The sequence below is a fragment of the Pseudomonas sp. G5(2012) genome (assembly GCF_000408945.1).
GTDB classification, from domain to species: Bacteria; Pseudomonadota; Gammaproteobacteria; order Pseudomonadales; family Pseudomonadaceae; genus Aquipseudomonas; species Aquipseudomonas umsongensis.
Window position 1 is genome coordinate 1 of sequence record NZ_APIO01000119.1, and the last position, 16,862, is coordinate 16,862.

Annotated in this window: 11 protein-coding genes and 1 pseudogene; 9 read left to right on the forward strand and 3 right to left on the reverse strand. The window is 60.3% G+C overall.

Features of this window, described 5'->3' with window-relative positions; genetic code table 11:
- Positions 1-125 precede the first annotated feature (125 nt).
- Positions 126-1,268 carry a 4-phosphoerythronate dehydrogenase PdxB gene (gene pdxB / locus PG5_RS28500; RefSeq protein WP_020800549.1) on the forward strand — a complete coding sequence of 381 codons (1,143 nt, stop codon included), beginning with the start codon at positions 126-128 and terminating at the stop codon, positions 1,266-1,268.
- Positions 1,269-1,446: 178 nt separating this feature from the next.
- Here the strand turns inward: pdxB and PG5_RS28505 are convergent, their stop codons facing one another.
- Complete coding sequence (locus PG5_RS28505; protein WP_020800550.1) at positions 1,447-1,626, reverse strand: PA1571 family protein; 180 nt, start codon at positions 1,624-1,626, stop codon at positions 1,447-1,449.
- 259 nt (positions 1,627-1,885) lie between these two features.
- Between PG5_RS28505 and PG5_RS28510 the strand changes: the two genes are divergently transcribed.
- Complete coding sequence (locus PG5_RS28510) at positions 1,886-3,652, forward strand: ABC transporter transmembrane domain-containing protein (protein WP_020800551.1); 1,767 nt, start codon at positions 1,886-1,888, stop codon at positions 3,650-3,652.
- A 144-nt stretch (positions 3,653-3,796) separates the two neighbouring features.
- A pseudogene (locus PG5_RS33960) lies at positions 3,797-4,254 on the forward strand (transposase).
- 108 nt (positions 4,255-4,362) lie between these two features.
- Here the strand turns inward: PG5_RS33960 and PG5_RS28520 are convergent.
- A complete protein-coding gene (locus PG5_RS28520; RefSeq protein ID WP_020800553.1) occupies positions 4,363-6,291 on the reverse strand; it encodes a transglycosylase SLT domain-containing protein in 1,929 nt (642 codons plus the stop codon).
- A gap of 212 nt (positions 6,292-6,503) precedes the next feature.
- Between PG5_RS28520 and PG5_RS28525 the strand changes: the two genes are divergently transcribed.
- Positions 6,504-8,423, forward strand: a complete 1,920-nt coding sequence (locus tag PG5_RS28525; RefSeq protein ID WP_020800554.1) for an ATP-binding cassette domain-containing protein — start codon at positions 6,504-6,506, stop codon at positions 8,421-8,423.
- A gap of 193 nt (positions 8,424-8,616) precedes the next feature.
- On the opposite strand, the gene PG5_RS28530 is transcribed toward PG5_RS28525, so the two are convergent.
- Positions 8,617-9,057, reverse strand: a complete 441-nt coding sequence (locus PG5_RS28530; RefSeq protein WP_020800555.1) for a universal stress protein — start codon at positions 9,055-9,057, stop codon at positions 8,617-8,619.
- Between the two features lie 104 nt (positions 9,058-9,161).
- On the opposite strand from PG5_RS28530, the gene PG5_RS28535 reads away from it, so the two are divergent.
- The 5 genes from PG5_RS28535 to topA all read left to right on the forward strand — a co-directional run bounded on the left by PG5_RS28535 (position 9,162) and on the right by topA (position 16,645).
- Positions 9,162-9,599, forward strand: a complete 438-nt coding sequence (locus tag PG5_RS28535; protein ID WP_020800556.1) for a hypothetical protein — start codon at positions 9,162-9,164, stop codon at positions 9,597-9,599.
- A gap of 613 nt (positions 9,600-10,212) precedes the next feature.
- Positions 10,213-12,360, forward strand: a complete 2,148-nt coding sequence (gene fadB / locus PG5_RS28540; RefSeq protein ID WP_020800557.1) for a fatty acid oxidation complex subunit alpha FadB — start codon at positions 10,213-10,215, stop codon at positions 12,358-12,360.
- Positions 12,361-12,392: 32 nt separating this feature from the next.
- Positions 12,393-13,568, forward strand: coding sequence for an acetyl-CoA C-acyltransferase FadA (fadA, locus tag PG5_RS28545; protein WP_033045454.1), 1,176 nt, complete (start codon positions 12,393-12,395; stop codon positions 13,566-13,568).
- Positions 13,569-13,666: 98 nt separating this feature from the next.
- Entirely contained in the window at positions 13,667-13,903 is a 237-nt protein-coding gene (locus tag PG5_RS28550; RefSeq protein WP_020800559.1) for a DUF1653 domain-containing protein, read from the forward strand.
- Positions 13,904-14,017: 114 nt separating this feature from the next.
- Positions 14,018-16,645 carry a type I DNA topoisomerase gene (gene topA / locus PG5_RS28555; protein WP_020800560.1) on the forward strand — a complete coding sequence of 876 codons (2,628 nt, stop codon included), beginning with the start codon at positions 14,018-14,020 and terminating at the stop codon, positions 16,643-16,645.
- Positions 16,646-16,862: the final 217 nt, after the last annotated feature.

Here is a 16,862-nt window from a genome sequence, read left to right on the forward strand (position 1 = left end):
CCGCCCGGAGCATGCTCGCTCCTACAAGGGATCGGTGATCAGTGATCGGGGATCGGGGAGGGTATCGGCGCTAGGCGCAAGACGTGAACTACGCCTACACTGCCGGTCCGCCAAAGGAGCCTGACATGCTGATCGTTGCCGACGAAAATATCCCCTTGCTCGACGCCTTCTTCCAGACATTCGGTGAAATCCGCCGGGTGCCGGGGCGTTCCATCGACCGCGCCACCGTCGAACAGGCCGATGTACTGCTGGTGCGTTCGGTCACCCGCGTCGACCGTGTATTGCTCGAAGGCAGCAAGGTGCGTTTTGTCGGCACCTGCACCATCGGCACCGATCACCTGGACCTGGAATACTTTCAACAGGCCGGCATCACCTGGTCCAGCGCGCCGGGCTGCAACGCCCGGGGCGTGGTCGACTACGTGCTCGGCAGCCTGCTGACCCTGGCTGAAATCGAAGGCGCCGACCTGACCCAGCGCACCTACGGCGTGGTGGGTGCTGGTGAGGTCGGGGGACGACTGGTCAAGGTCCTGCAGGGGCTGGGCTGGAAGGTGCTGGTCTGCGATCCGCCACGCCAGGCCGCCGAGGGTGGCGACTACGTCAGCCTTGAACAGATCATCGAGCAGTGCGATGTCATCAGCCTGCACACCCCGCTGACCCGCAAGGGCGCCCAGCCCACCTGGCACCTGTTCGATCAACGCCGCCTGAACCAGCTCAAGCCCGGCACCTGGCTGATCAACGCCAGCCGTGGCCCGGTAGTGGACAACACCGCCTTGCGAGAGGTGCTGCTGCAGCGCGAAGACCTGCAGGCGGTGCTCGATGTCTGGGAGGGCGAGCCCGAAGTCGATGTGGCCCTGGCCGAACTCTGCGTGCTGGCCACGCCGCACATTGCCGGGTACAGCCTCGATGGCAAGCAGCGCGGCACGGCGCAGATCTATCAGGCGTACTGCGAGTTCCTCGGGCAAGCGCCGCAGGTCAGCCTCGGCGACTTGCTGCCAGCCCCGTGGCTGTCGCAGGTGACCTTGAGCGGGGATACCGACCCGGCGTGGGCCCTGGCGATGTTGTGCCGTGGCGTGTACGACCCGCGCCGTGACGATGCGGATTTTCGCCGCAGCCTGGTCGGCCGTGTGAGCGAGCAGCGTGCGGCGTTCGATGTGTTGCGCAAGAACTACCCGTCACGACGGGAGATCGACGGGTTGCAGGTGCGTATCGACGGGGATGCGCCAGCGTTGCAGCAGATCGTGGCGGCGCTGGGCGCGACGGCTGTCTAGAGACCGAGTAGGCCCCTTCGCGAGCAAGCCCGCTCCCACATTAAACCGCGCCTGCCTGAACAACTCGGTCAATGTGGGAGCGGGCTTGCTCGCGAAGGGCCACACCGCAAATCTTGCAGAAAAAACCCATAAAAAACCCGGCCCTCAAAGGGCCGGGTCAATGAAGACGGTGGTTACATCACTTCTCTTCGGCAGGCTTGACCAATCGCTTCTCCAGTTCTTTGCACGCTTTCTGGATCATCTTTTCAGTGATCGGTACTTCGCGGCCCTGATCATCGATTATCGAGCACCCCAGAGACTGGTCTGGCTGCGTGCGGATCACTTGAATCTTGTCATCGCTGCGTTGTTGCAAGGACATGGCCTGTCTCCTCATCAGGTTGTGTGCCTAGATTAAAACCGTCAGGTGACCAGGCTGTGACAACTCCCTGCGATCGCTCCTGAACGGCATCGCCAGTCGACCAGAAATATCCCGACATGGCTACCCGAACTTTAGACCAATACTGTCTAGGCACTAGACTGCATGGTCATAATTAACCTGACTCATTCTGATTCAGCCATTGCACCTTGTTGGTCGGTGTACGCTGGTCCTGTTTATGGCTCCTTTCTGGATGATGCCAATGCTCACTGTTCGTCACCGTCGTGCGCTCCGCCTGGCCGGTCGTTTCATCGCACCTTACCGCTGGCAGGCACTGGGCGCCCTGTTCGCGCTGGTCGTCACGGCGGGTATTACCTTGTCCATGGGGCAGGGCATTCGACTGCTGGTGGACCAGGGTTTCATGACCCAGTCCCCGCATTTGCTCAACCAGTCCATCGCTCTGTTCATGTTGTTGGTGATCGGCCTGGCGGTCGGCACCTTTGCGAGGTTTTACCTGGTGTCGTGGATCGGCGAGCGTTGCGTCGCCGACATCCGTCGCCGGGTGTTCAACCATTTGGTGTACCTGCACCCGGGTTTCTACGAGGACAACCGCAGTTCCGAGATCCAGTCGCGCCTGACCGCCGATACCACGCTGCTGCAATCGGTGATCGGCTCGTCCCTGTCATTGTTCCTGCGCAACTTGCTGATGGTGATTGGCGGGATTGTCCTGCTGTTTGTCACCAATCCAAAACTCACCAGCATCGTGGTGGTCGCCTTGCCGTTGGTGATCGCGCCGATCCTGATTTTTGGCCGCCGGGTGCGCAGCCTGTCGCGCCTGAGCCAGGACCGGATTGCCGACATCGGCAGCTACGTGTCCGAGACCCTGGGCCAGATCAAGACCGTGCAGGCCTACAACCACCAGGCCCAGGACGAACAGCGGTTCGCCGTCACCGTGGAGGAGGCGTTCGACACCGCGCGCAAGCGCATTTTCCAGCGCGCCTGGCTGATTACCCTGGTGATCGTGCTGGTGTTGGGCGCCGTCGGCGTGATGCTCTGGGTTGGCGGCATGGACGTGATTGCCGGGCGGATTTCCGCGGGTGAGCTGGCGGCGTTTGTCTTCTACAGCCTGATCGTCGGCAGTGCGTTCGGCACCTTGAGTGAGGTGATCGGCGAGTTGCAGCGCGCAGCGGGCGCGGCAGAACGGATCGCCGAATTGCTGCGGGCGCAGAACATCATCCAGCCGCCGTCCACTGGCCTGGTGACCTTGCCCGAGCGGGTGAAGGGTGACCTGGTGTTGCAGGATGTGCGCTTTAGCTACCCATCGCGCCCTGAAAGCTACGCCGTCGACGGCCTGAGCCTGACCATCCAGGCCGGGGAGACCCTGGCGTTGGTCGGGCCTTCCGGGGCAGGCAAATCGACGGTGTATGACCTGCTGCTGCGCTTTTACGACCCCGCCGAAGGGCGCATCCTGCTCGATGGCGTGCCCCTGACCCAACTCGATCCGCTGGACCTGCGGCGCTGCTTTGCACTGGTGTCGCAAACCCCGGCGCTGTTTTTCGGCAGCATCGAAGACAACCTGCGCTACGGCAACCCGACGGCGACCTCGGAGGAGGTCCGCGAGGCGGCAAAAATCGCCTATGCCCACGACTTCATCGAAGCCATGCCCAACGGCTACCAGACGCACCTGGGCGACGGCGGCCTCGGCTTGTCCGGCGGTCAGCGCCAGCGCCTGGCCATCGCCCGCGCGTTGCTGGTGGATGCGCCCATCCTGCTGCTGGACGAAGCCACCAGCGCCCTCGACGCCCAGAGCGAGCACCTGATCCAGCAGGCATTACCCAGCCTGATGAAAAACCGCACCACCCTGGTCATCGCCCACCGCCTGGCCACGGTCAAAAACGCCGATCGCATTGCGGTGATGGACCAGGGCAAGTTGGTGGCAGTGGGCACGCACCAGTCGCTGATTGCGAATAACGCGCTGTATGCACGGTTGGCGGCGTTGCAGTTCAGTGATAAACGCGAGGTTTCGTGAGATGGAGTTGTTGAGCGACCCAGTAACCGACCCAGTAACTCACCCGGTAACGGCGCTCTGAAATATGCAGAAATTGCGCATATCAGCGGTCTCATCTCAGTGGGATAATCTTGTGCAATCCGCATATTCAGGGAGGGCAACGGAATGCCCATCGCCGCAAATGGGTGTCGCCTGCGCAAGTCCAGATTTGCTGAACAGGGTCGCCTCTATCTGCTGACAGCAGTCACTCAACAGCGCCAGCCGGTATTTGCTATTGGCGTTTGGGTCGTCTTTTGGTGGATCAACTGCGCTGCGCTGATGAAAGCGCGTCGGTCACTTCCATGGCCTGGGTCGTAATGCCAGATCACCTGCATTGGCTGATTGAATTGAAAAATGGGTCCCTGGCGGAGTTGATGTGCCGCATCAAATCCAGAAGCAGCCGTTCGATCAATCTGGTGCGCGGTGAGCAGGGGCGATTGTGGCAGCGGGGGTATTACGATCGCGCGTTACGGCGTGATGAGGATATCAAGGGAGCTGCGCGGTATATCGTCATGAATCCGTTGCGGGCCGGGTTGGTTTCCAGGGTTGGCGAATATCCCTTGTGGGATGCCATTTGGATTTGAGAATCAGAATCAAAAGATCGCAGCCTGCGGCAGCTCCTACAGTGGGACGGTGTACACCCCGTAGGAGCTGCCGCAGGCTGCGATCTTTTGATCTTGTTTCAATCAAACTCACTGATCGTCGAAATACCGCTCGTGCCAATCCACCAGCGGTTGCGGCGAGTTGAGTTTCTGGCCGTAGATCACTGAATACGACAGCACGTTCTGTACGTACTGGCGGGTTTCGTCAAACGGGATGCTTTCCACCCAGACGTCGAAGCTCAGGTGATCGGCACCGCGCAGCCATTGGCGCACGCGGCCGGGGCCGGCGTTGTAGGCGGCGGAGGCGAGGACGCGGTTGCCGTTGAACTGGCTGTGAACCTGGCTCAGGTAAGCCGCGCCCAGCTGGATGTTCTTGTCCGGGTTGAACACCTGCTGCGGCGAGGCCAGCGGAATGCTGAACTTGCGCGCGGTTTCCTTGGCGGTGCCCGGCATCAATTGCATCAGGCCGCTCGCACCGACGCTGGAACGGGCATCTTCCATGAAGGCGCTTTCCTGGCGGGTGATGGCAAATACCCAGCTTGAGTGCAGGCCACGGACCTTGGCTTCACGCACCAGGGTGTCGCGGTGGGCCATCGGGAAGCGAATGTCCAGGTCGTCCCAGTACTGCGCCTGGCTGATGGTGCGAATCGCCGGGAAATACCATTTCAGGTCGTAGGCCAGTTTCGCCTGGGCAACCATTTCATCGCGACTGAAGTGGCGGCTGACGTGATACCACTCGCGGCGACCGTCGACGATCTGTCCGCGGGCATGAAACTCCAGGGCGCGGCGTATGCCAGGGGTGTTACGCACCTTGTTGATCAGTGCCTGGCTGAGCACCAGCGGTTTGTTGTTCAGCGAATACGGCGACTGCGAACGGTCGGCGGCGAGGAAGCCATAGAAATCGCGCTCGCGGGCCAGGCTCTTATAGAGATTAAGTGCCTCCGGGTTCTGCGGCTGCGCCAGTTCCAGGCTGCGGGCCTGCCAGTAGCGCCAGCGGTTGGTAGTGGCCAGGTCCTGGGGCAGGCGGCGAGTCAACTGGTAGGCATCGTCCCAGCGCGCCAGGCGCAGCAACAAACGCATGCGCCACTCAGACACCGTGTTGTCGCGCAGTTCCGGGTCGTATTTGGTCATCATGTCCAGCGCGCGGCTGTCGAAACGTCGCGCCAGGGTCAGCCCGATTTCCCGGGCGATGGCCACTTTTTCGTCGCGCGAGAAGTGCATGCTGCTGGCGTAACCGTCGAGCAGGGCCATGGCCCTGTCCGGATCCTGACGGGCGAGGCGGCGCAGGCCCAGGCTGACCACATCGGACATCGGTTCATCGGCTGGGGCGAAGCGCGACGGCGAATTGAGCAGCTCGGGATTCTGGGCTACATCGACCAGCAGGCGGCCACGGGGGGCGAGGGTGGACAAGCCATTGACCAGGCTGTTGGCCAGTGGGTAGTTGCGTGCCTGGGCGGCGAGCTTGGCGCGTTCCCAGCGCTTCTGCTCGGTCAACTGGCCTTCGGCGGCCCACATGCCGAACAGGGCATCACAGGCTGCCGGTTGCGTTTTACCGCTTAGCCAGAGCTTGTTGGCGTTGGCGTAGCCTTCGGTCTTGAGGTTGTGGCTGATCTGGTACTGCGCGTTGAGGCAGTCCAGTTCGGTGAAATTCAACTTGGGGTCGTAATACTTGACGAAGGTCGCCCAGTCGCCGCGTTCCGCCAGCCAGCGCAACCAGCGCAGCTTCATCCAGTTGGCCTGGGGCAGGTCACCGTGTTCGGCGAGGAACTTCTCAATCTCGGCATTGCTCGCGGTTTTCAAGCGCGCGGTCAGTTCGTCGTAAGCCAGGTATGGCTCCAGCGGATAGTCGGCCAGGGCCTGGCTGTAGCGGAAATACGGCCCGGTGTCGCCCTTCGCCAGGGCGCGCTTGGCTTCATCGTAGTATTGGCGTTGGGTAGACAGGTCCACCGCCTGTGCGGATTGAACGGCAGCGGCAGAAAGTAAAAAACATGACAAAAAATTGAGAAGGCGACTGCGCATGAGACGTCCGGACAGAAAAAACATGACAAGTGCTGGCGATGCCCGCACTGATTATCTGTAGCTTAGCCTTTTGCCAGCAACGGGCGAAAGCTTTGCCGACCGGTCTGCATCAGTTCGCAACATTTGTTGTGCAGAGTGCTGCCAAGGTGAAATTGCCGGCCTGCTGGAGCCCCGTTTCAGGTAGAATACGCGCCCGGTTTTTGGAGAAGCTCATGACCCTGCTCAAATTCAGCGATGTGTCCCTTGCTTTCGGCGCTATGCCGTTGTTGGACAAGGTGTCCTGGCAGATCGCCCGTGGAGAGCGGGTGTGCATCATCGGCCGCAACGGCACTGGCAAGTCCAGCATGATGAAGCTCGTCAAGGGCGACCAGAAGCCCGATGACGGCTCGGTTTGGCGCGCACCCGGCCTCAAGATTGGCGAATTGCCGCAAGAATTGCCGGTGGCCGACGAGCGGACAGTGTTCGACGTGGTTGCCGAAGGCCTGGACGGTGTCGGCGCGTTGCTCGCCGAATATCACCACCTGAGCCAGAACATCGTTACCGATGCCGACCTGGACAAGCTGATGCACGTCCAGCACGACCTCGAGGCCCGCGACGGCTGGCGTTTGCAGACCCTGGTCGACAGCACCCTGAGTCGCCTGCAGTTGCCGGCGGACAAGACCCTCGCCGAATTGTCCGGTGGCTGGCGTCGTCGCGTGCTGCTGGCCCAGGCCCTGGTGTCCGAGCCAGACCTGCTGCTGCTCGACGAACCGACCAACCACCTGGACATCGGTGCAATCGCCTGGCTGGAAGAGGCGCTGAAGGATTTCCAGGGCGCCGTGCTGTTCATCACGCACGACCGTTCCTTCCTGCAGAACCTGGCGACCCGCATCCTGGAACTGGATCGCGGTGGCCTGATCGACTGGAACGGCGACTACGCCAGTTTCCTGGTGCACAAGGAAGCCGAGCTGGCCGCCGAAGCCACAGCCAACGCGCTGTTCGACAAGCGCCTGGCCCAGGAAGAAGTGTGGATTCGCCAGGGCATCAAGGCCCGTCGTACCCGTAACGAAGGCCGCGTACGCGCGCTGAAAGCCCTGCGCGTCGAGCGCAGCGAGCGTCGTGAACGCACTGGCAAGGCCAACATCCAGCTGGAAACCGCCGACAAGTCCGGCAAGCAGGTGATGGTGCTCGAGAACGTGAGCTTCGCTCACCCGGGCGGTCCGTTCCTGATCAAGGACTTCTCCATGGTGCTGCAGCGCGGCGACCGTATCGGCCTGCTCGGCGCCAACGGCACCGGCAAGACCACGCTGCTGAAATTGATGCTCAGTGGCCTGCAGCCGACCAGTGGCAAGGTGGAAGAAGGCACCAAGATCGACGTCGCCTATTTCGACCAGTTGCGCCATCAGTTGGACCTGGAAAAGACCGTGATCGATAACGTCGCCGAAGGTCGCGACTTCATCGATATCGACGGCCAGAGCCGCCACGTGCTGAGCTACCTCGGCGACTTCCTGTTCAGCCCACAGCGTGCCCGCACGCCGGTCAAGGCGCTGTCCGGTGGCGAGCGTGCCCGCCTGTTACTGGCCAAGCTGTTCAGCAAGCCGGCGAACCTGCTGGTGCTCGACGAACCGACCAACGACCTCGACGTTGAAACCCTCGAACTGCTCGAAGAAGTGTTGCTGACCTTCAACGGCACCGTGTTGATGGTCAGCCACGACCGGGCATTCCTCGACAACGTGGTTACCAGCACCCTGGTCTTCGAAGGTGAAGGCAAGGTTCGCGAGTATGTTGGCGGTTATCAGGACTGGCTGCGCCAGGGTGGTTCACCGCGCTTGCTGGGCGTGACCGAGAGCAAGTCCGGCAAGGCCGACCTCAACTCCGCCGTGGTCAAGGCCGAGCCCGCGCCTGTTGCAGCCGCCGTCGAGGCGCCAGTGGCGAAGAAGAAGCTCAGCTACAAGGTGCAGCGAGAGCTGGAAGCGTTGCCTGGGCAGATCGAAGCCATGGAACAGCAGATCGTCGCGGTTGAGGGGCAGATGGCCGATTCGGGCTTCTACCTGCGTCCGGCTGCGGAAACCGCCGCGGTGATAGCTCAGCTTGCGCAGTTGCAAGCTGAACTCGACATCATGGTCGAGCGCTGGGCCGAGCTGGATGCCTGATTGATCCGGCAATAAAAAAGCCCGGCTTCACACACGTGAACGCCGGGCTTTCTTATGCAATGTGATCTGCGAATTACTGCAGATCCCTTGTGGGAGCGAGCCTGCTCGCGAAAGCGGCTTGACATTCAACAAATTTGTCGACCATCACAACGCATTCGCGAGCAGGCTCGCTCCCACAGGGAGGGCGGTGTTGTCAGCTTTTGCTTTGCAGGCGCACTGCAAGCACATCGCAAGGCGCGCCGTGCAGCACGTCGTTGGCCGTGGAGCCCAGCAGCAGTGCCAGGCCATGGCGGCCATGGCTGCCGACCACGATCATGTCGCACCCTTGCTCCTTGGCCAGGTGGTGGATTTCCTGGCGTGGCTGGCCGTAGGTCAGGTGGCTGTATTCCCTGGAGAGCTCAGGGTATTTCACGATCAGGCGATCGAGGCGCTCCTTGGCCTGGTCGAACTGCTGTTGTTGCAGTTGTGACAGGTCCATTGGCACATCGCCACCAAAGGCCATGGCCATGGGCTCGACGATATGCACCAGGGACAATTTGGCCCCGTTGCTCACCGCCAGCTCGCGAGCACGGTGGATGACAGGGTCGCACTCTTCGGTCAGGTCTACAGCGACCAGAATGTGGTTGTAGGGCATGAGGTGCTCCTCCTGAGGGTTGCAATATTGGTAAGTATGGCTGGTTTCAAGCGCAGTGTTTCCAAAGTGACTCAATGCGCTCATCAAGAATCGGGAGTACAGATATGACGGTCTGGATAGTGGTGTCAATCCTGCTGGTGGTGTTGAGCCCCTTGGCATGGCTGCGACCCTCGCGCCATCAGAGTGGTCGCATGGCCCTGCGCATGGAGGCGCGACGCATTGGCCTGGCCATGCAGTTGGCGCCTCAGGAATGGCCGCACTGGCTCGTCCAGGAACCGCCAAACCCCTGTGCGCAGTACCACCGACCACGGCGGGGCAATCAGCCGGCGTGCTGGAGTTACTGGCAAAAATCACCGGGTTTGTGGGTCAACCAATGGCAGGAACCTTGCGTGGATCGGGCACTGCTAAATCATTTCGAAAAATTGCCAGACAACGTCTACAAGGTCGAGGCTGACAAGCAGATGATCACCCTGTATTGGGGAGAGAAGGGCGACGCAGCCGTTTTGCAGCACATCGACGCCACCCTCAAGGCCCTGGCCTGAACCCCGCAGACACCCCCATCCCCTGTAGGAGCTGCCGCAGGCGGCGATCTTTCGATTTTTTAAAAGCAAGATCAAAAGATCGCAGCCTGCGGCAGCTCCTACAAGGGCGCGCGTGGGTTTTTGCAGGCAATAAAAAGCCCGACAACGTCATCGGGCGGGTTGGCCAGGCAGGCCGGTAATTCGGTTTGGGCTGATCTTACGCTGGGCATTCGCCAAAAGCGTTCAGTTTTTTCCCCAGGTTTCGCCAGCGTAGCTTGTTAAACAAAGGCTGCAGTGAATTAGGGCGAATTTTCTAAAGATTGATTCTATGAATGATTGCTCATGCAACCTCGTGTTGCAGGCCTTCGTCCTACAGAAATGACCGCCAAGTCGCCTCTCAACCCACACTTTGGGCGATTGACAATTGTCGGAATTTCCGTGAAGGTGGCGTACCCAAATCAAACGGGCGTATGAAATGAGCGTTTGTACGACAAACAGCTCCTACAGAATCCCGACTATCGCGTTGGCGGGTGTGCCGGGTGGATAGGCGTAGCATCGACGAGTGACGTCCCTGCCAGCCATCCGCCTGCGTCCGGCGTGTACTGTTCAGCTTCCATATCGTGGAGATCAGTTGATGATTTACGAAGGTAAAGCCATCACGGTTAAGGCTCTTGAAAGTGGCATCGTCGAACTGAAGTTCGACCTCAAGGGTGAGTCCGTCAACAAGTTCAACCGTCTAACCCTGAACGAACTGCGTCAGGCCGTGGACGCCATCAAGGCAGATGCTTCGATCAAGGGTGTGATCGTCAGCAGTGGCAAGGACGTGTTCATCGTCGGCGCCGACATCACCGAATTCGTCGACAACTTCAAGCTGCCGGATGCAGAGCTTGTGGCTGGCAACCTCGAAGCCAACAAGATTTTCAGCGATTTCGAAGACCTCAACGTCCCGACTGTCGCCGCGATCAATGGCATCGCGTTGGGCGGTGGTCTGGAAATGTGCCTGGCAGCGGACTTTCGCGTCATGTCGACCAAGGCCAAGATCGGCCTGCCGGAAGTCAAGCTGGGCATCTACCCGGGCTTCGGCGGTACCGTGCGCCTGCCGCGCCTGATCGGTACCGATAACGCCATCGAGTGGATCGCCGCCGGCAAGGAAAACCGTCCTGAAGACGCGCTGAAAGTCGGTGCCGTCGATACCGTGGTTGCCCCTGAAAAGCTCCAGGAAGCTGCGCTGGAAATGATCAAGCGCGCCATTTCCGGCGAGTTCGACTACAAGGCCAAGCGCCAGCCGAAGCTTGAAAAGCTCAAGCTGAACGCAATCGAACAAATGATGGCGTTCGAAACCGCCAAGGGTTTCGTGGCCGGTCAAGCGGGCCCGAACTACCCGGCCCCGGTCGAAGCGATCAAGACCATCCAGAAAGCCGCGAACTTCGGTCGTGACAAGGCCCTGGAAATCGAAGCCGCCGGCTTCGTCAAACTGGCCAAGACCGCCGCTGCACAGAGCCTGATCGGCCTGTTCCTGAACGATCAGGAACTGAAGAAAAAAGCCAAGGCCTACGACGAAATCGCCAGGGACGTGAAGCAGGCCGCCGTACTGGGCGCCGGCATCATGGGTGGCGGTATCGCCTATCAGTCGGCGTCCAAAGGCACGCCGATCCTGATGAAGGACATCAACGAGCACGGTATCGAGCAGGGGCTGGCCGAAGCCGCCAAACTGCTGGTTGGCCGCGTTGACAAGGGCCGCATGACCGCCGCGAAAATGGCTGAAGTGCTCAACGGCATTCGTCCGACCCTGTCCTACGGTGATTTCGGTCACGTGGACCTGGTGGTTGAAGCCGTCGTCGAGAACCCGAAGGTCAAGCAAGCGGTACTGGCCGAAGTCGAAGACAAGGTCAAGGAGGACACCATCCTCGCGTCCAACACCTCGACCATTTCCATCACCTTGCTGGCCAAGGCCCTCAAGCGTCCGGAAAACTTTGTCGGCATGCACTTCTTCAACCCGGTGCACATGATGCCGCTGGTGGAAGTGATCCGTGGCGAGAAGTCCAGCGAGCTGGCAGTGGCCACTACCGTTGCCTACGCCAAGAAAATGGGCAAGAACCCGATCGTGGTCAACGATTGCCCGGGCTTTTTGGTCAATCGCGTGCTGTTCCCTTACTTCGGCGGTTTCGCCAAGCTGGTCAGCGCCGGCGTGGACTTCGTCCGTATCGACAAAGTCATGGAAAAGTTCGGCTGGCCGATGGGCCCGGCGTACCTGATGGACGTGGTCGGCATCGACACCGGCCACCATGGTCGCGACGTGATGGCTGAAGGCTTCCCGGACCGCATGAAGGACGACACTCGCTCGGCCGTGGACGTGCTCTACGAAGCCAAGCGCCTGGGCCAGAAGAACGGCAAGGGCTTCTACGCCTACGAGACCGACAAGAAGGGCAAGCAAAAGAAAGTTGCCGACCCGTCGGTTCTGGAAGTGCTCAAGCCAATCGTCTTTGAACAGCGCGAAGTCACCGATGAAGACATCATCAACTGGATGATGATCCCACTGTGCCTGGAAACCGTGCGTTGCCTGGAAGACGGCATTGTCGAAACCGCCGCCGAAGCCGACATGGGCCTGGTCTACGGTATCGGTTTCCCTCCATTCCGTGGCGGTGCGCTGCGCTACATCGATTCGATCGGTGTGGCAGAGTTCGTTGCCCTGGCTGACCAGTACGCTGATTTGGGCGCGCTGTACCACCCGACCGCAAAACTGCGTGAAATGGCCAAGACCGGCCAGCGGTTCTTCGGTTAAGCGTCCCAACTTTTGAGCGAGAGTGAAATTTTATGAGCTTGAATCCAAGAGACGTCGTGATTGTCGACTTCGGTCGTACTCCGATGGGCCGCTCCAAGGGCGGCATGCACCGCAATACCCGCGCCGAAGACATGTCGGCGCACCTGATCAGCAAGCTGCTGGAACGCAACGTCAAGGTCGACCCAGCTGAAGTCGAAGACGTGATCTGGGGCTGTGTGAACCAGACCCTGGAGCAGGGCTGGAACATCGCGCGCATGGCGTCGCTGATGACCCAGATCCCGCACACCTCCGCCGGCCAGACCGTCAGCCGCCTGTGTGGCTCGTCGATGAGTGCCCTGCACACGGCTGCGCAAGCGATCATGACCGGCAACGGTGACGTTTTCGTGGTTGGCGGCGTCGAGCATATGGGTCACGTGAGCATGATGCACGGTGTCGATCCGAACCCGCACATGTCGCTGTACGCGGCAAAAGCTTCGGGCATGATGGGCCTGACCGCGGAAATGCTGGGCAAGATGCACGGCATCACTCGCGAACAGCAGGACGCTTTTGGCTTGCGCTCCCACCAACTCGCCCACAAGGCGACCGTGGAAGGCAAGTTCAAGGATGAAATCATCCCGATGCAGGGCTACGACGAGAACGGTTTCCTGAAAACCTTCGACTACGACGAAACCATTCGTCCGGAAACTACCCTGGAAAGCCTGGCGGCTCTCAAGCCTGCTTTCAATCCAAAGGGTGGCACCGTGACCGCTGGTACTTCGTCGCAGATCACCGACGGTGCCTCGTGCATGATCGTGATGTCGGCGCAGCGTGCGCAGGACCTGGGCATCCAGCCTCTGGCGGTAATCCGCTCGATGGCAGTGGCAGGTGTGGACCCGGCGATCATGGGCTATGGTCCAGTACCGGCCACGCACAAAGCATTGAAGCGTGCGGGTCTGAGTATCTCCGACATCGACTACTTCGAGCTCAACGAAGCTTTCGCCGCACAGGCCTTGCCAGTGTTGAAAGATCTGAAAGTGCTCGACAAGATGAACGAGAAGGTTAACCTGCACGGCGGCGCGATCGCCCTGGGTCACCCGTTCGGTTGCTCCGGTGCGCGGATTTCCGGCACTTTGCTGAACGTGATGAAGCAGAATGGCGGCAACCTTGGGGTAGCCACCATGTGCATTGGTCTCGGCCAAGGCATCTCCACCGTCTTCGAACGCGTTTAAGCGTTGCGTTGACGGAAGCCGGGGCCAAGTGCCCCGGTTTTTGTTTTTGCGGATTTTTTTATTTTTTATTTAAAGCTGATTTGAGTGAGGGCCGAAGCATGCCGATACAACCTGGGCTCTACCAACATTACAAAGGTCCGCAGTACCGTGTGTTCAGTGTCGCGCGGCATTCGGAAACCGAGGAAGAAGTGGTCTTCTACCAAGCCCTGTATGGCGATTACGGCTTTTGGGTACGCCCCTTGAGCATGTTCCTGGAGTCGGTCGAGGTTGACGGCGAACAGGTGCCGCGCTTTGCTTTGGTGCAAGCCGAGCCAAGCCTTTTTAACAAGCCATAAGCTGAGTGCGCGCAAAACCCTGCGCTTGACCTCACCTTGTAGCCACTATATATAGCGGTGCCGCGTCAGGCGCCAACCGCCTTTCACTTCTAGAATTCAGGAATTTTCTGATCCATGGGCAAATCGCTGGTCATTGTGGAATCCCCGGCTAAGGCCAAGACCATCAACAAGTATTTGGGCAACGAATACGTGGTGAAGTCGAGTATCGGCCATATCCGAGACCTGCCCACCAGCGGTTCGGCTAGCGCCAGCAAAGAGCCAGCCGCCAAGCGCGGCAAGGCTGCCGCGGGCGAAGCGCCGGCCTTGTCGCCGAAGGAAAAGGCGCGCAAGCAGCTGGTCGCGCGCATGGGTGTCGATCCCGATCACGGCTGGAAAGCCAAGTACGAGATCCTTCCGGGCAAGGAAAAGGTCATCGAAGAGCTGCGCCGGCTCGCCAAGGATGCTGACACCATCTATCTCGCAACCGACTTGGATCGCGAGGGGGAAGCCATTGCCTGGCACCTGCGCGAAGCCATTGGTGGTGACGACAGCCGCTACAAGCGCGTGGTGTTCAACGAAATCACCAAGAAGGCGATCCAGGAAGCCTTTTCCCAGCCAGGCGAGCTGGACATCGATCGGGTCAACGCCCAGCAGGCGCGTCGTTTCCTCGACCGCGTGGTGGGTTACATGGTGTCGCCGCTGCTGTGGGCCAAGATCGCCCGTGGCCTGTCCGCCGGTCGTGTGCAGTCGGTTGCCGTGAAGCTGGTGGTGGAGCGCGAGCGTGAAATCCGCGCGTTCATCCCGGAAGAGTACTGGGAAGTCCACGCCGACCTCGGCACCGCCAAGGGCGCGACCGTGCGTTTCGACGTGGCTCGGGAGAAGGGCGAAGCCTTCAAGCCGCTCAACGAAGCCCAGGCCATGGCGGCGCTGGAGAAGCTCAAGTCTTCCAGCTACAGCATCGTCAAGCGCGAAGACAAGCCGACCAGCAGCAAGCCGTCGGCCCCGTTCATCACGTCCACCTTGCAGCAGGCCGCGAGTAACCGCCTGGGCTTTGGCGTGAAGAAAACCATGATGATGGCCCAGCGTCTGTACGAAGCCGGCTACATCACCTACATGCGTACCGACTCCACCAATCTCTCGGCCGATGCCGTGGCGATGGCGCGTACTTATATTGAAAGCGAGTTCGGCAAGAAGTACCTGCCGGAAAACCCGAACGTCTACAGCAGCAAGGAAGGCGCACAAGAGGCTCACGAAGCGATTCGTCCGTCTGACGCCAACACTGAGCCAAGCAAGCTGTCGGGCATGGAGCGTGATGCAGAGCGCCTCTACGAGCTGATCTGGCGCCAGTTCCTCGCCTGCCAGATGCTGCCGGCGCAATACCTGTCGACCACGGTCACCGTCGGTGCCGGCGACTTCGAGCTGCGTGCCAAGGGCCGTATCCTCAAGTTCGACGGCTACACCCGCGTCATGCCGCAAATCGCCAAGCCGGGCGACGACGACGTACTGCCGGACATGGCCCAGGGCGACGCGATGAAGCTGATCAAGCTTGATCCGACCCAGCACTTCACCAAGCCACCGGCGCGTTACTCGGAAGCCAGCCTGGTCAAGGAAATGGAAAAACGCGGCATCGGTCGTCCTTCGACCTACGCGGCGATCATTTCGACCATCCAGGACCGCGGCTACGTGGCGCTGCACAACCGTCGCTTCTATTCGGAAAAGATGGGCGACATCGTCACCGAGCGCTTGGCCGAAAGCTTCTCCAACCTGATGGACTACGGCTTCACCGCCGGCATGGAAGAGCACCTCGACGACGTGGCCCAGGGCGAACGCGACTGGAAAAACGTGCTCGATGAGTTCTACGGCGACTTCAAGAAGAAACTCGAGGTAGCCGAGAGTCCGGACGGTGGCATGCGCGCCAACCAGCCAGTGATGACGGATATTCCGTGCACCACTTGCGGGCGTCCGATGCAGATTCGTACCGCGTCGACCGGCGTGTTCCTCGGTTGCTCGGGCTACAGCCTGCCACCGAAAGAACGCTGCAAGGCGACCGTCAACCTGGTGCCGGGCGATGAAATCGCCGCAGACGACGAGGGTGAGTCGGAATCGCTGGTGCTGCGTGGCAAGCACCGCTGCCCGATCTGCAGCACGGCAATGGACGCCTACCTGCTGGACGAGAAGCGCAAGTTGCACATCTGCGGTAACAATCCGGATTGCGATGGTTATGAAATCGAAGAAGGCACCTATCGCATCAAGGGCTATGAAGGTCCGAGCCTGGAATGCGACAAGTGCGGCAGCGAGATGCAGCTCAAGACCGGCCGTTTCGGCAAGTTCTTCGGTTGCACCAACCCGACCTGCAAGAACACCCGCAAACTGCTGAAAAGTGGTGATGCGGCGCCGCCGAAGATGGATCCGGTGAAAATGCCTGAGCTGAAATGCGAAAAGGTCAACGACACCTACATCCTGCGCGACGGTGCGTCGGGCCTGTTCCTGGCCGCCAGCCAGTTCCCGAAAAACCGCGAGACCCGCGCACCGCTGGTGCTCGAGATCGTGCCGCACAAGGATGAGATCGATCCGAAGTACCACTTCCTGTGCGAAGCGCCAAAGAAAGATCCGGATGGCCTGCCTGCCGTGATCCGTTACAGCCGCAAGACCAAGGAGCAATACGTACAGTCCGAAGTCGACGGTAAGCCGACTGGCTGGAAGGCGTTCTACGACGGTGGCAAGTGGAAGGTCGAGGACAAGCGGCCGGCTGCCAAGGCTTAATAGTCGCCAAACCGAAAAAGCCGCATGAGAACCTTCGGGTTTTCATGCGGCTTTTTTGTGCCCGTTGTCTGCGGAGTTTCGGGTTGCCGGCGAAGGCGGCCCGCCAGCCGACCAATCCCTCGCGGACATACCCGATTTACTGTAGGAGCCCGGCTTGCCGGCGAAGGCGTCCTGACAGACGATCTATTGTTTGTTGACGCGTACATATCCATTCCTG

What these genes read in the sequence shown, in the direction of transcription:
- pdxB (WP_020800549.1), top strand. Translation starts at nt 126, where the DNA reads ATGCTGATCGTTGCCGACGAAAATATCCCCTTGCTCGACGCCTTCTTC.
- PG5_RS28505 (WP_020800550.1), bottom strand. Translation starts at nt 1,626, where the DNA reads ATGTCCTTGCAACAACGCAGCGATGACAAGATTCAAGTGATCCGCACG.
- PG5_RS28510 (WP_020800551.1), top strand. Translation starts at nt 1,886, where the DNA reads ATGCTCACTGTTCGTCACCGTCGTGCGCTCCGCCTGGCCGGTCGTTTC.
- PG5_RS28520 (WP_020800553.1), bottom strand. Translation starts at nt 6,291, where the DNA reads ATGCGCAGTCGCCTTCTCAATTTTTTGTCATGTTTTTTACTTTCTGCC.
- PG5_RS28525 (WP_020800554.1), top strand. Translation starts at nt 6,504, where the DNA reads ATGACCCTGCTCAAATTCAGCGATGTGTCCCTTGCTTTCGGCGCTATG.
- PG5_RS28530 (WP_020800555.1), bottom strand. Translation starts at nt 9,057, where the DNA reads ATGCCCTACAACCACATTCTGGTCGCTGTAGACCTGACCGAAGAGTGC.
- PG5_RS28535 (WP_020800556.1), top strand. Translation starts at nt 9,162, where the DNA reads ATGACGGTCTGGATAGTGGTGTCAATCCTGCTGGTGGTGTTGAGCCCC.
- fadB (WP_020800557.1), top strand. Translation starts at nt 10,213, where the DNA reads ATGATTTACGAAGGTAAAGCCATCACGGTTAAGGCTCTTGAAAGTGGC.
- fadA (WP_033045454.1), top strand. Translation starts at nt 12,393, where the DNA reads ATGAGCTTGAATCCAAGAGACGTCGTGATTGTCGACTTCGGTCGTACT.
- PG5_RS28550 (WP_020800559.1), top strand. Translation starts at nt 13,667, where the DNA reads ATGCCGATACAACCTGGGCTCTACCAACATTACAAAGGTCCGCAGTAC.
- topA (WP_020800560.1), top strand. Translation starts at nt 14,018, where the DNA reads ATGGGCAAATCGCTGGTCATTGTGGAATCCCCGGCTAAGGCCAAGACC.